This is a genomic window from Lachnoclostridium sp. An169, from assembly GCF_002160525.1.
GTDB classification, from domain to species: Bacteria; Bacillota; Clostridia; order Lachnospirales; family Lachnospiraceae; genus Mediterraneibacter; species Mediterraneibacter cottocaccae.
The window spans coordinates 1-14,144 of record NZ_NFKT01000013.1; the positions used below are offsets into that span (position 1 = coordinate 1).

Here is a 14,144-nt window from a genome sequence, read left to right on the forward strand (position 1 = left end):
AATCTGTCATGTGTTTCTCCTTTCGCTGTGGTGCCGGAGGATATCCCATGAGAGATTTCAGCCTGTTTCTATAGATATTGTAGCAACATAGAAGGGGAAAAACAAGGCGTTTTCAGCCGGGATATCCGTCCGGTGTGATGGTTGTAAAGTGGTATCCATTAAAAATCGGAATTTCCCGGCCGAGCGGCCATGAACTTCTGAACAGGAAACAGTGGTAATATTTCCTGCAGGACGGATGAAATATCTGGAACTGCAGTACAAGACGCCGCCCTGAGATTTAATGTAAGAACATTATACACAGAGCGTTTTGAAAAGGCAAGAAAAATTTACAGCAGAGACTCCAGAAAACGTTCCCGTACTTCTTCCAGGTATGTCTTGCTAATCGGGAGCTGTTCGCCGCCTGTTACAAAGACCGTGGTGCCGTCAAGCTTTTCCACATGGTCGATATTGACCGCCAGGGTACGGTGGCACTGGATAAACTCGGAGGGAAGAGAGGAGATCACATTTTTGAGTGGCATCGCCTGGCGGTGGACGCTCCCGTCAGATGTGTGGACCTCGGTATACTGGTTCCGGCTTGAAAAGTACAGAATATCCCGGTAGGGGATCTTTGTGATATTCCCGTAGTGGCGGCAGACAAAATAGGCTCCTGACTGGCGGCGTTTCACATACTGCATGCAGGAGTCGAGCTGTTCGTAGGAGATGGGCTTGAGATAATAATTGAGGGCGCGGACATTATAGCCTTCGAAGACATACTCCTGATAGGCGGTGAGAAAGACCAGTTCTCCGGTATATCCGTCCTGTCGGAGACGGTATGCCAGGCTGACTCCGTCTGTATCTCCCAGACGGATATCCAGGAAGAGCAGGGAGAAGTGGGAATAGTCAAGCGACAGGAACTCTTCCCCGGAACGGCAGACAGAAACAGAAAGGTCCGCAGAATTTGCAGCCTGCCATTTCCGGAGCAGTTCTTCGAGTGTTCTGATATAGGGCTCTTCATCCTCAAGAATACATACGTTGATAGTCATGCACAGCCTCCGTTATCATATGTCAATAGTCATGTACAGTCCCCGCTGTCCAGGGGCAGGATCAGGGTGAACGTGAACTGGTCTTTCTCAGGGCAGAGTTTTAAGAAGCCTCCGGCCCGTTCCGCGATCCCGGCGATCCGTCTCAGTCCGATGCCGTGATCTTCCCCTGCCCGTTCTTTTGTCGTGGCGGGAATCCCCTCGCGGGTCTGATTATAATGTCCTCCGCTGCTGTTCTCAATCTGCAGGAAAAAACTGGACTTCAAGATCTTGATAGTCGTGTGGATGTAGCGCTGCCGGTCATCCGGCAGTTCCAGACACGCCTCTACCGCATTGTCCAACGCACAGGCGAGGACGGCAGAAAGCTCGGTATCCTCAATGGGAAGTGTCATTCCTTCCGGGAGGATGACCGAGTTGACCAGGCTGATGCGGTGCGCCCGGGCGTCAGCGAGCTTGCAGGATAGGACCGCGTCGATGACAGCGTTTCCGGTATGGATATCACGGCGGTCCGTGGTCATCTGGTGCAGGAGAGTGCCGAGATAATGGACGCAGGTCTTTGTCTCCCCGTTTTCCAGGAGCTCCCGGCAAGTCTGGAGATGGCGGACGAGATCTATTTCCTGGAGAACGGGCGCGTCGTGTCTGTGGAGAACAGCCGGGGCGTGGTCGTGGAGGACGAAAAAGGCACGTCTGCAGAAAGCGGGGAGGGGAGCATATGAAGAAGAGACTCATCGGCGCGTTGGCAGTACTGCTGTGCGCGGCCCTTGCCCTGCGGGTCCGGGCAGTGAACGCGGATGTGAGAGAACCGGAGATCGTGAACTATGAGATGGGACAGGAGGCGGCCCTTGGGGAGAATATCTTCCTGGACAGCTATGAAGATATGAACGGGTATTTTGTGACCGTGGAGTCGGCACATATCCTGACCTATGATGAATTTATGGAAAAGCATAAGGAGAGCATTGAGGCGAGCCTGGAGGAGGGGGATTCCCTGCCGGATAAGAACAGCGAAGTGTTCCCCGAGATGGTATATGAGGTGAATATCTTTGTGCGAAACGGCGGTACGGAGGAGAAGGAGGACTGCGGTCTGGCGTTTATGAACTACAACCTGACTGCCACGGACTTTATGCTGCAGATCAGCGATTCCCTGTACTGGCTCGTCAATCCGGGGGAGCCCTCGATGTTCATGGACTTCCGGCTCCGCCCCCAGACCTCTATGGAGTTCTGCCTGCCGTTTTTCTTCGCCCCGTCGTCCGATGCGTCGGGACCGGGGCTTGGTCTTACGGAAGATGAGGTGCGCGGGGCAGAAATGTATTTGCCGGTGTCCCTCTATCCGCAGCAGATCCAGATCCGGGTCGAGGCGGAAGAGTGAGCGTCCGGCGCGGAAAAACAGGGGCTTAAGCAGCCCGTGAAAATTTACAGCTCCACTGCCGTCCACGTATGTCCTGTGGACGGCAGAAACTTTTCCAGAATATCCTGCGTCCTGATCTTCAGGCTTGCTGTGTTGATGCAGGGATGGCAGCCGATGTATTCACTTCTTAAGATATCCCCGTCGATCACGAGATTTACCTTATGTTCTGTGTCGTTCATCAGACCCATGACGCTGACGCTTCCGGGCGTGATGTCCAGGTACTGCTCCATATATTCCGGCCCGGCGAAGGAGAGCCTTGAGATGCCCAGCTGATGGGAGAGGTCCTTTGTGAGGAACTTCTTGTCCCCGGGCATGAGGAGCAGGTAGAAGGCTGTTTTCTGCCGGTTGCACAGAAACAGGTTCTTGCAGGGCATGATACCCAGTTCGTCCTCGATTCCCCGGCATGCTTCGATGGTGAAAGCGGCTTCATGATCCACGCCCTCAAAGGGGATTCCCAGTTTTTCCAGAAGTTCATAGACCCGGCGCTCTTTGTCCGGGCGGCCGGTACAGTCCGGCATCTGTGTAAAATGATCTTTGCTGATATAGATTTCGGTTGAATAAGTTTCGTTCATAGATTGATTATCCTCCATAATTTTATTCAGGCCGCATTTTATCGTTACAGTCTGAGCCAGAGTGATACGGCGAGATCCGCTGCGAACAGAAGAGTCAGCAGTGTGGTCAGCAGGACCCGTTTTGTGTGCGTAAGTTTCAGGAACCATTCGTTCCACCTCGGCGCAAAATAATAGAGAAATGCGCATCCAAGGAGCGCGAATGAAACAGAGCCGCCCAGGTAAACTCTGCCGCCCAGGTTGAGAAAATATTCACTGTAGTTGCGAAGGTGCAGCCCGAGACCCAACTCAAAGAGCCAGTTCATCGTGTATTCTCCCACTGTGTAGAGGCAGAAGTTCATGAGGAATACAAGCACCGGTTTGTCCAGAAAATGCCGGATAACCGCCAGGAGCAATACAGCGCATACTCCATACAGGGGGAGCCAGGGACCGCTCATGAAGTTGGTATCCGGCAGGGTTCCGCTCTGCAGAAGACTGGTCAGCGCCTCCAGTACCCACCCGAAGATGGAAAATGCATGGAACAGAAAAACGTAGGAGAGAAAGCTGTATTTCCTTCCTGCTTTCAGAGGACTGTGGACAGCTCTCGAGGGAGGCTGTACGGAAAAAAGGAACATGGGATACTGTTCCGGCTCAAACTGCGTGATCCTGGAATAAGGTCCGCGGGAGTCGTCATAGAGCGCCTTGCTGATCAGCAGCTCGTCCTCTGTGGGAACATGTTCCAGGTAGGAATCACTTAAATTCTCAAATCCCGGAGAGCGGGAGAGCACATAATTCCTCCTCAGCGTGAGATAGAGCTGGGCCCTGCACCCTGTCATATATGGGTTTACAAAGAGCAGATCTGCTGCTCCGAGGGTACACAGAGACAGAATTTCCCATCCGGTGAAAGACAGATCCAGAAGGAACATTTTCCACTTGTTGTGCTGCGTGAGCTGACGGGAGAGAAAAAATGCATCTTTCCGGCGGATCTTCGGATTTTCAGCGAGAATATACGGGATCAGACTATACTCATAATGCTTTATGAAACCGCCGATGACCGTCAGATTCCACAGAAACTGGAAAAAAGAGCGGCAAAACATCACCCATGCAGGATGGATAAAACAGCGCAGCTGATACAGGAAAAAGATCTTCGAGAGCGGGGTGTTTCTGTAATTGTGGAGTTCAAGGAAGAAACGTTTCTCGCCGACCTGGAGAATATTGTTGACAAAGATCAGGTATAAAAAGGACAGGACCACCCCGCTGAGAAGAAAAACTGCGGAGAATCCGATATCCTCTGTGACAAATGTGTTTATTGTCCTGAGCACGGAGAAGAAAAAGGACGTGCCGGATGTATAGAGGTCGATCAGAAAACTGCCCGGATCCACAGGAGAGCTGCCGATCAGACGGTCGAGAATGGTGTCATCCAGAAAGTTGCTGACCATTTCCTCCGCCACCTGGGAATTGGAGATGTCAGGTGCAAAAGGCGCGTCTGTTGCTCCTTTTTCCGGCACGGAAGTCTGATAACCGAAAAAGGTAGTGGAAACCGGGTATGCAGTTGTAAGTACAGCAATAAGGAAGCAGACGGAAATCAGCTTGAAATAGTTCTTCTTTATGGCTGTACGAGATTTTTTCTTTAGCGCTTTCCTCGTCCACATATATGCCTCCGGACTGAATAAAAACAGTGTAAAAAGTAACAGTGCCGGATGATTCCGACACTGTATTATTATAATTTAGATGAATATAATTTGCAAGATGAATCGAAGCGCGCTTCGCCCGGCAATTCGAAGCGCGCTGTTCCCGGATATTTATTCGGACTGGTACCAGCCCCAGACATAGAGAACCGGAAGGATCAGGTTCAGAATATATGCGGCTGAGAATCCGGTCGTGACGATATTGAACACGATGGTGGCGATTACAGACAGGACATAGACTGCTCCGATGATCATTACGGACTTCCTGGAGCGGTACATGACACCCATGATACCTGCGGCCATATCGATACATGACATGATCAGTGATACAACGTAAGACCACATGGGGATGGCTGCCATTCCCATAGATTCCAGAGCCGAGGTGATGGCGTCGTAGGTGGCGAGTGTAATGATTCCTCCGAGAATACCAAAGGCGCTGAAAATGATCAGCAGAATAGATACGACATTTAACAGTGTGCTTTTTTTCTTCTTCATTGTGAGATACCTCCTCATAAAATTGTGTAAAAAGGGTTTATAGAAAACACGGTTTGCAGACCATGTGCTTTCTCCTGCGCTTTCCCGTTTACATCCTGCGGAGTGCTTCGATGGGGCTTAAATTCGCTGCTTTTCTTGCCGGGTAAATGCCGAAAATAATCCCTACGCCGCAGGAGAAAAGGGTGGCGGTTACAACCGCCGGGAGTGACAGGGAGGCAGTGATGCCTCCAAGCTTAAGGGCGCTGATCAGTGCGGTAAGACCTCCGCCCAGCAGGATACCGATGATGCCGCCGATTCCGGAGATGATGGCAGACTCGCACAGAAACTGGGCGATGATGGAGCCGGTCTTTGCCCCCAGCGCCTTGCGGATCCCGATTTCCCGGGTCCGTTCCGTGACGGAGACCAGCATAATATTCATGACGCCGATACCGCCGACTACCAGGGAAATCCCCGCAACAAGTGCCACGAAAGCGGTGACCCCGTCCATGACTGCGCCGAACATGTCGGTGAGGTCAATGGGGCGTTGGCGGATGAAGGGAGCATCCCCCAGATCTGCATGTCTGGAGTTAAGCACCCGGACCGCGGCAGATGCCACCTGGGAGGAAGCATCGCTGTCTGCTGCTGTCAGGGTGACGGAAGAGAATCCCTCTACCGGGATGCCGAAAGCTTCTGCGGAAGTATAAGGCATTTCGATGGAGATAGAAGTGATGTCAAGACCCATTGCCTGGTAGGTCTGTTCCACTTCCATCATATCGTCGGAAGTCTCACGGATTCCGAGGATGGTCACATCCCGGATACCGCTTCCGATGGCGAGTTCAAAAGTCATGCCGGTCACATTGGTGTTGCCGAACAGATAGATGGCTGTGAGCTCGTCGATAACGCAGACAGGTCTTCCGTTTACCATGTCGTTTTCTGTGAAATAACTGCCACGCATGAGAGGGGCGGAATTCATGGTATCAGCGTAGTCGGGAGTAGTCAGTGTGATGTATGCGTCAAAGGTTCCTTTCCGTGTTGTGCATTTCCCTGTGGTACTCTGGTACGCGGTGACGCTTTCCACCATATCTCCAAGGGAACTCTTCAGATAGGAAATGTCGTCCCCGGTGATAACCTGGGGATCCGTCAGTTCCTCGGTATTCGCCTGGACAGTCACCGTGTTGGTCTGCTGACTGGCGGCGTTCACCACGTCATTTTTCAGTCCGTTTCCGATGGAGACGATGGTCACCACCGAGGTGATGCCGATGATGATGCCGAGCATGGTGAGGAAGGAACGGCCTTTGTTGGCGCGGATGTTATCCAGAGCCATCTTGATGTATTCAAAAAATTGTCCCATATGTTTTTCCCTCCTGGACGGTTATTCGGATTCGGTCTCCTGGGCAACAGCGCGCATTCCTTCGTGAATGTCCAGATTGGTCAGATCATTTACCACAAGATCCCCATCGGAAAGACCATTTACGACTTCCGCCTGTGTGGCTGACATGACGCCGAGTTCCACCGGGCGTTCCCGCACTATGCCATCCTCGATGACGTAGACAAAATCGCCGTCGGAGGAAGCATTGACAGCTTCTGTGGGAATGACGATCACGTCTTTTGCCTCTGCAATGGTCATGCGGACTTTTGCCGAAGCACCGATGCAGATATTACCGTCCGGGTTATTGATGTGAACCTGGGCTCCGATCACGGAGTTGCCCTGAGCGTTTGGAAGGGCGATCCGGTCAATGGCTGTCAGCGTCCCCTCGTAGGTACTTTCTCCCATAGTGATAACAGCAGTGGTCCCTGTTTTGACTTTTGCATAGTCATCGGGAGAGATTTCAATCTTTACCCTGACGTTGTCGGTGCTGGCAATCGTAAACAGCGCTCCGCCCTGGGCGGCGGTTCCGGATTGTGCTGCCTCTGCAGAGGCTATGACACCATTCATGTCGGCTTTCACTCCTTCTCTTCCTTTCTGGAGCAGTTCTTCCGGTGTGAGCGCTGCAAGTTCTGCCAGGTTGTCGCTGATGTCCAGTCCCTTAAGTTCTTCTGCGGTCATCCCAGTATCTGCGGAGACGGAACCTGCAGCCTGAACTGCAGCCTGCCACTCGGCATATTTTGCATCGTACTGTGCTTTCAGCTCTGTATATCCGGCATCATCTACTGAAATATCCGGAAGCTTTGACAGCTCGCCCTGCAGAGCACTGACTTTTGTCTGCGCCTGGCTGCGCGCGGCAACTGCTTCATCATAGGCCTGGAACACCGGCTCCAGATCAGAGATTGTCTTCTTCTGTTCCTCTGTCCGCTCCGCTTCCGGAATATTGAGAGCTGCGTCAAGATCCGCCCGCTTTCCGGCATATCCGGTTTCCGTGGAGTCGATGATATTCTGGCTGCTGTCGATGATCTGCTGCTGAACGCTGATTTCGTTTTCCAGTTCCTGACGGCGTGCGGCATTTTCCTGTGTCTGAGCCTCGGCAGCCTTTGCGTTGGCTTCATACTGTGCCTTCGCCTGAGCGACCTGTGAAGCCAGAGTATTTACTTCGTTTTCCAGGGCATTTGCCTGTGCGGCGGCCTGACTGGCAGCAGCGCTGGCGGCTTCTGCAGCTTTGGCATTCTGGGCTTTGGTTGCCCGGGAGGCATTCAGGCTTGACTGGAGAGTCAGCTGTGCCTGCTGATTATCCCGCTCCAGGGTAGAGGTGTCAAAGGAGACGAGCAGATCCCCTTCTCTGACTGCCTGACCGACTACCGCATTGCACTGGCTGATAGGCGCAGTGACAGGAGAGTAGTAGGTTTTTGTATTTTCACTTTCGATAGTTCCAGTGGAATTGTACTCCTCAGATACCGTGCCGCGGGAAGCCCGTACCGTGGCAAGAGCAGTGCCGGCGTCTGTGCCTGAAGACTGCCCGGATGTCAGGAATGACAATCCTAAAAATGCCAGGATCAATACTCCGATTACCGGTATGATAACCCAGCCGGGCAGCTTCTTTTTTGGAGGCGCGGGAACTGCAGAAAGCACGTCGGTGTCTGACAGGTCTGTTTCGACCGGGAATTCCGTGTCTGTGGATGGAATATCAGGTTGGTTATTGTTTTTCTTACGTTTCATTATGTTTTCCTTTCTCTTGGTTTTTTTTGAATTACTTTCTTAAATCGGATCATCTTATAACTTTAATCTTTCATCTTTATATTTCACGATTCACCATTCAGATAATCCGCTTCCACGCGCCCGTCGCTGATGCGGATGACTCTTCTGCTCTGCCGGGCAATGTCATCGTCGTGGGTGATGACGATGACGGTCCTGCCGCTTTTGTGGAGTTCTTTTAAAATATTCATGATTTCAACGGTCGATCTGCTGTCCAGATTCCCGGTGGGTTCATCCGCCAGTATGACAGGAGGCTGCGCGGCAATGGCCCTTGCCACGGCGACTCGCTGCTGTTGTCCGCCGGAAAGTTCCCCCGGCCGGTGCTTCATACGTTTCCCGAGACCGACTTTTGTGAGGGCGGCAGTGGCGAGCCTGCGCCGGGTCTGCTTTGAAACGCCCCGGTAGATCAGGGGAAGTTCTACATTCCCTATGGCGTCCAGATTCGGGATCAGGTTAAAACCCTGGAAGATGAAGCCGATCTCCTGGTTGCGGATTTCAGAGAGCTGATTGTCTGTCAGCCCGGATACGTCCCTGCCGTTCAGGTAATAGTGTCCGGATGTCGGGGTATCCAGACAGCCGAGCATGTTCATCAGCGTGGATTTTCCCGAACCGGAATGCCCTACAATAGCGACAAACTCCCCTTTTTCAATGGTCAGGCTGACGCCGTCAAGAGCGCGGACTTCATTCTCACCCGGATTGTAAATCTTATGTAAGTTCTCAACCCTTATGAGTGGTTCCATAATAGTCTCCTTTTCATTATTGTATTAATTAAGTAATACAATAATACTGCAAAAGGAAAATGTCAATAGGGGAAGGTTATTTTGGAATGGAAAAACTGATACAGGTTCCCTGCCCTTCATGGCTGAGGATTGTCAGACCGTTATTGCCAGGATAGGACAGAGTAAGCCGTTTATGGGTGTTTCTTACACCGATGTGGAATTTCTGATCATCCGGGGCGTCGAGAGACTTACGAATTGCTGTCAGGCGATCACGGCGGATTCCTGCCCCGTTGTCCAGAATATGAAAGCGAAGAGAATCACCTCTGTCCAGGATTTTAATCCGGATTACGAGGGAGTCCTGGGGCGAATGTATGCTGTACTGAATACTGTTTTCGAGAAGCGGCTGGAAAAGCATGCGGATGACGCGGCAGTTCAGGATATCCTCGTCATATTCCCACAGAAGTGCAATCTGTCCCGGATGATGGAACTTCTGTATTTCCACATACTCTTTGCAGGAACAGATTTCCTCCCGGAGCGTGACGGGCGATGAAGAATCACCGAGAGCATAGCGCAGAATATCAGATAGTGCATGGATCAGCCTGCTTGCTGGAGCCTGATATCCTTCCTGCTTGACGATTTCCATATCAATAGATTGGAGCGTATTGAAGAAAAAGTGTGGATTGATCTGAAGCTGAAGGGCTTTCAGCTCACTTAATGTTTTCTTTAGTTCCCCTTCTTTCACCTGCAGGGTAAGTGCATTATTTCTTACAAAGGTATGGATTACATGATTGAGGATAAGGTTATATTCATCAAGTTTTTCACTGCCCTGATCATTTCTGCCGTCAAGCGGATAAGTGCCGGTTTCCGCCTGCCAGAGAATATCCAGAAGCTGTTCGATCTGGCTGAAATTTTTATTTGTCAGATAGAAACTGAATATCAGGCATAAAACTGCCGCAATGATAACTCCGGCAACGGCGCAGTAAAGGATCTGGTACATGAGCTGATAGATATCATGGGTTGGAACAAGAGAAAGAAAGTGAAGCCCATATTCGGGATAGGTAAATTCTGTCAGAATATAAGATTCTCCCTCATATCGGACAGGCATGAGATATCTGCCTTCCTCTGATGCGGAGAGAGAAAGCTGAAGGTGTACGCTGTTGTTTTTATCAAAATTCATAGCAGAGGCATTGTCATTGGAGAAGAGAAGCCTGCCTGCAGAATCTGTGACAAGTATTGCCTCGTTGGAATAGTTCTCTATAGATGCCAGAAGTTGCGAAAGCACACTCTGGTTCAGATTTATAACAAGCACACCATCATAATAATTGATCCGACGGTATATTGTGACAGCCTCGTGGGCTGCCTCAAAGGAATAGTTCTGAAAGGAACGGTTTACAATCCAGGCATCTTCTTTATCTGTATGGCTCTTGAAATCAGAAAGCCACTGTTGATCCGGCGTATCGGAGATGGAAGTGATCTGGCGTCCCGTCTGAAAAAATATATCATTTTCATTTGGATAGTAGATATATACAGAGTCAATATAATTGCAGCCAGAACGGACATTTTCCAGGATGGAATACATGATGTCTTTTACGGCATTTTCCTTATAATTCAGAGATGCCTGATTGAGAATCCGGTACATGGACATGGAGACGTCAGTGCTGTTGTTAAGCATAACAGCCACTTCGTCCCCCTTTGTAAGAATCTCCTCCATGAGCCGTGTGCCGGTCTGGAATGTGCTCTGTGCTTGCGAGTTTGTGTTTTTCCGGATCTGAATATAAGAAAAAATGGACAGCAAAAGTCCGATAATGATTACGGGAAGAGAAAAAATAAAAAAGTAGCGGATAAATTTGTGGATAAAATACTTCTGTTTCATCAAAAGATTCCTGCCTTATTTTTGGATGGAGTTGTCGCGAAACTCTCTCGGAGTAATTTTGTAGTATTGTTTAAATGCACGGGTAAAATTTTTGGGGTTATCATATCCTACCATCAGTGCGATTTCGTAGGTCTTAAAATCAATGTTTTTCAGAAGTTCTGCAGCCCGTTTCATTCTGCTCTGAGTCAGATAATCGGAAAAGGTCATTCCGGTTATTTTGTGAAAGAGGCGAGAAAAGTAGCCCGGACTTAAATGAACCGATATAGCAGCCGTATCCAGCGAGACATCGCTGAGATGGGACTGCACATAATCTTTGGCCGCATCAATCACTTTGGCGTGATACGTATTATCTCCGGTATCCGGAATGTCGGTCTCATCGGGAGTTTCTGCTTCCAGTTCTTCTTTGATGCGGAGTACTGCGGCGGTTAATTCTTCGTATTTGATCGGCTTCAGAAGAAAGTCATGTACTTTATATCGGATTGCCTTCTGTGCATAATCAAAATGCCGGTATCCGGTCAGAATAATAATGGCAATAGAGTTCTTCTCCTCCCGAAGCATACGGACAAGGTCAAGTCCGGATATGCCGGGAAGCCGGATATCGCTCAGCAGAATATCTGCCGGATGACAGGAAAGATAGTGCCATGCATCCTGACCGTTGGAAAAGCTTTCTGTGACCGTAATGCCAAGGGAATTCCAGGGAAACAGATTGACAAGGCATTCACGGATGTTGTCTTCATCCTCAACAATAACCAGTTTGAGCATATTGCACATCTCCTTTGAATAAAAATAGAAGAAAAATGTCAAAAAATGATACTTTTGCTGATAATGTTAGCATAATCTCGGAAGAAATGTCAAGGAAGGCACCTGTAAAGAAAATTACGGACATGGTAAATTGTATATCAGAAAGGATATCCGAGAAATGAAAAGAAAAGGAGGAACAGTTTTATGAGAAAAAAGTATGTAGCGATGATGCTGGCGGCGATTCTAGGAATTTCAACGGCATTTGCTGCTGGTGGCTGCGGTCAGAACGATTCGGAAGAAAAGCAGGGAGAACAGGGAAATAGCGAAGAAAACGAAGAAGATATCACGCTGCGGTTTATGTGGTGGGGAGATGACGTGCGGCATGAAGCTACCCTGGCAGTAATCGAGCAGTACGAAGAAGCACATCCCAATGTAACGATTGAGGCGGAGTATGGCGGATATGACGGGTATTTTGAAAAACTTACCACACAGCTTTCCGGTGGTACAGCAGCTGATATTATCCAGTATAATGCCAATACAGTTACGGATCTTATGGCAATCGGTGATGTCTTTGTCAATCTGGAAGACTACTCGGATGTACTTGATACTTCAGGATTTAATCAGGATTTTGTACAGAACTTTTCTTACTACGACGGAAAAATGATCGCCCTGCCGACAGGAGTAAACGGTGGAATCTGGCTTGCCAATACAGCCCTGTTTGACGAGGTGGGGATTGATCCGGAAAGTATCGTGACATGGGACGATTTTATTGCGGCGGGCAAAAAGATGCATGAAGCCAACAGCAGCTATTATCTTTTTAATATTGATATCGAGACACTTGGAAAAGAGCTTTTAGGTTCCATTATGGCACAGATTACGGGCGAGGATATGATCGATGTTGATACCTATGAGATGAATTTTACAAAAGAGGATCTTCTCACGGCATTTACGCTCATTGAAGAAATGTACGACAACAATGTGTTGGAACCGGCAGCGGACAGCGCTCCGTATTCTCTGAAGATCAATACAAATCCGAAATGGATTAACCATGAACTGGCGGTCGCATATGGAGCAACCTCTAACATCTATGACGGGTATTATGATTTTAAGGATACAGCAGCGGCTCTTGATATGCCGGTGTTTGAAGACGCGAAAGAGACTGGAATCCTTTATGTTCCGCCGCAGATGATGGCAATATCGTCTACATGTGAACATCCGGAGGTGGCCGCGGATTTCCTGAATTACTTTTTTAATGACGAGACAGCTCTGGATACACTGAAAGGATGCCGCTCGATCCCACCGACAGAAAAAGGACAGCAGATCTGCGAAGAAAAAGGATATATTGATCCGGTGCTTGTGACTGCTGTGGAAAAGGCTGCAGAGACAGGAACTGCTCATCAGAATATCTACACCCCCACTGAGGTAGTGGAGATCCTTCAGGACGCGACAGAGAAAATTGCCTATGATCAGGGTGATGCGCAGAGTATTACGGAGGAGACGATGACTCTTCTTGAGGAAACACTGAACAGGCTGAAAGGATAGCAATATCCTGAGGATACAGATAAGAAGAGGTTTTGGAAAGTATGGGGATGCCGTAACATAGAAGGAAAAGTTCTGAGTGCGGCATCTCCGCTTTCAGAAAAGAGGTCAGGTATGGGAAAAAAGAAAAAAAAGCTCGGGGATGCGAAAGGATACATATACATACTCCCGTGGATCGTTGGCTTTCTTATGTTTCAACTGCTTCCGCTGGCAAATTCTTTCCGGTATTCCCTTACAAACATTAAGCTTGGCGGAGATTACGATTTTATCGGTCTTGACAATTATTTACGGATGTTTACGGGAGATGCGGATATCATTAATTCCGTGCTGGTCACACTGAAATATATTTTTATGACTGTTCCGGCAAAATTGATCTTCGCCCTTGCAGTCGCCATGCTGCTGAGCATGAAAATCAAAGGAATTCGCATATTCAGAACCGTTTACTATCTCCCGTCGATTCTGGGCGGAAGTGTGGCGATTTCTGCACTGTGGCGGGTCATGTTCATGAAAACAGGGATTGTAAATAATCTCCTTGGCACAGAGATCAACTGGCTGGGAGATCCGAAGTATGCCTTGATTACGATTGGTCTGATCGATGTCTGGCAGTTTGGTTCCTCCATGGTATTGTTTTTCGCGGCTCTTAAGCAGGTCCCTGCCGATCTGTATGAGGCGGCGCAGATAGATGGGGCGGGAAAAGTTCGGTCGTTTTTCCAGGTTACATTGCCGATGATAAGTCCGGTAATGCTGTTTAATATCGTAATGCAGACAATCAATGCCCTGCAGAATTATACATCTGCATATGTTGTGACAGGGGGAGGACCGATAAAATCGACGAATGTTATGGCTCTTAAAATTTATGAGGATGCATTTGTGAAATCAGATCTTGGATATGCCAGTGCGGAATCATGGCTTTTGTTTGTGCTTCTTCTGGCGCTGACCGGCGTGATCTTTATTACTTCGAAATTCTGGGTGTTCTATGGAGATGAGGGAGGCGAGTAACCGTGAAGAAAA

14 protein-coding genes are annotated in these 14,144 nt (G+C 49.2%); 4 read left to right on the forward strand and 10 right to left on the reverse strand.

The window, feature by feature from the left end; translation table 11 throughout:
* Window positions 1–326: 326 nt before the first annotated feature.
* A complete protein-coding gene (locus B5F07_RS10415) occupies window positions 327–1,022 on the reverse strand; it encodes a LytR/AlgR family response regulator transcription factor (RefSeq protein WP_087161223.1) in 696 nt (231 codons plus the stop codon).
* Between the two features lie 29 nt (window positions 1,023–1,051).
* Window positions 1,052–1,537 carry an ATP-binding protein gene (locus tag B5F07_RS10420; protein ID WP_087161224.1) on the reverse strand — a complete coding sequence of 162 codons (486 nt, stop codon included), beginning with the start codon at window positions 1,535–1,537 and terminating at the stop codon, window positions 1,052–1,054.
* Between the two features lie 24 nt (window positions 1,538–1,561).
* Between B5F07_RS10420 and B5F07_RS22630 the strand changes: the two genes are divergently transcribed.
* Together B5F07_RS22630 and B5F07_RS10425 are read left to right on the forward strand one after the other, a co-directional pair.
* Entirely contained in the window at window positions 1,562–1,735 is a 174-nt protein-coding gene (locus B5F07_RS22630; protein WP_162613108.1) for a hypothetical protein, read from the forward strand.
* Window positions 1,732–2,385 carry a DUF5028 domain-containing protein gene (locus B5F07_RS10425; RefSeq protein ID WP_087161225.1) on the forward strand — a complete coding sequence of 218 codons (654 nt, stop codon included), beginning with the start codon at window positions 1,732–1,734 and terminating at the stop codon, window positions 2,383–2,385. Before B5F07_RS22630 ends, B5F07_RS10425 begins: the two co-directional genes overlap by 4 nt.
* Before the next feature lie 44 nt (window positions 2,386–2,429).
* Here B5F07_RS10425 and B5F07_RS10430 read toward each other — a convergent pair whose 3' ends face one another.
* The 8 genes from B5F07_RS10430 to B5F07_RS10465 form a co-directional block, all read right to left on the reverse strand.
* Complete coding sequence (locus B5F07_RS10430) at window positions 2,430–2,996, reverse strand: prolyl-tRNA synthetase associated domain-containing protein (RefSeq protein ID WP_242972500.1); 567 nt, start codon at window positions 2,994–2,996, stop codon at window positions 2,430–2,432.
* 44 nt (window positions 2,997–3,040) lie between these two features.
* On the reverse strand, window positions 3,041–4,624 hold the full coding sequence (locus B5F07_RS10435; RefSeq protein WP_087161227.1) for a DUF975 family protein: 1,584 nt from the start codon (window positions 4,622–4,624) through the stop codon (window positions 3,041–3,043).
* 150 nt (window positions 4,625–4,774) lie between these two features.
* Window positions 4,775–5,155 (reverse strand): hypothetical protein, encoded by a 381-nt coding sequence (locus tag B5F07_RS10440; RefSeq protein ID WP_087161228.1) that lies wholly within the window; start codon window positions 5,153–5,155, stop codon window positions 4,775–4,777.
* Between the two features lie 88 nt (window positions 5,156–5,243).
* Window positions 5,244–6,485 carry an ABC transporter permease gene (locus B5F07_RS10445; RefSeq protein WP_087161229.1) on the reverse strand — a complete coding sequence of 414 codons (1,242 nt, stop codon included), beginning with the start codon at window positions 6,483–6,485 and terminating at the stop codon, window positions 5,244–5,246.
* A gap of 21 nt (window positions 6,486–6,506) precedes the next feature.
* Window positions 6,507–8,225 carry an efflux RND transporter periplasmic adaptor subunit gene (locus tag B5F07_RS10450; RefSeq protein WP_087161230.1) on the reverse strand — a complete coding sequence of 573 codons (1,719 nt, stop codon included), beginning with the start codon at window positions 8,223–8,225 and terminating at the stop codon, window positions 6,507–6,509.
* Window positions 8,226–8,308: 83 nt separating this feature from the next.
* Complete coding sequence (locus tag B5F07_RS10455; RefSeq protein WP_087161231.1) at window positions 8,309–9,001, reverse strand: ABC transporter ATP-binding protein; 693 nt, start codon at window positions 8,999–9,001, stop codon at window positions 8,309–8,311.
* Window positions 9,002–9,077: 76 nt separating this feature from the next.
* The gene (locus B5F07_RS10460; RefSeq protein ID WP_087161232.1) at window positions 9,078–10,853 is read right to left on the reverse strand and encodes a sensor histidine kinase; all 1,776 of its coding nucleotides are present in this window, start codon (window positions 10,851–10,853) and stop codon (window positions 9,078–9,080) included.
* A 15-nt stretch (window positions 10,854–10,868) separates the two neighbouring features.
* Complete coding sequence (locus B5F07_RS10465) at window positions 10,869–11,615, reverse strand: response regulator transcription factor (protein WP_162613109.1); 747 nt, start codon at window positions 11,613–11,615, stop codon at window positions 10,869–10,871.
* Window positions 11,616–11,798: 183 nt separating this feature from the next.
* Between B5F07_RS10465 and B5F07_RS10470 the strand changes: the two genes are divergently transcribed.
* Together B5F07_RS10470 and B5F07_RS10475 are read left to right on the forward strand one after the other, a co-directional pair.
* Complete coding sequence (locus tag B5F07_RS10470) at window positions 11,799–13,136, forward strand: ABC transporter substrate-binding protein (RefSeq protein WP_087161234.1); 1,338 nt, start codon at window positions 11,799–11,801, stop codon at window positions 13,134–13,136.
* 111 nt (window positions 13,137–13,247) lie between these two features.
* The gene (locus B5F07_RS10475; protein ID WP_087161235.1) at window positions 13,248–14,132 is read left to right on the forward strand and encodes a carbohydrate ABC transporter permease; all 885 of its coding nucleotides are present in this window, start codon (window positions 13,248–13,250) and stop codon (window positions 14,130–14,132) included.
* Window positions 14,133–14,144: the final 12 nt, after the last annotated feature.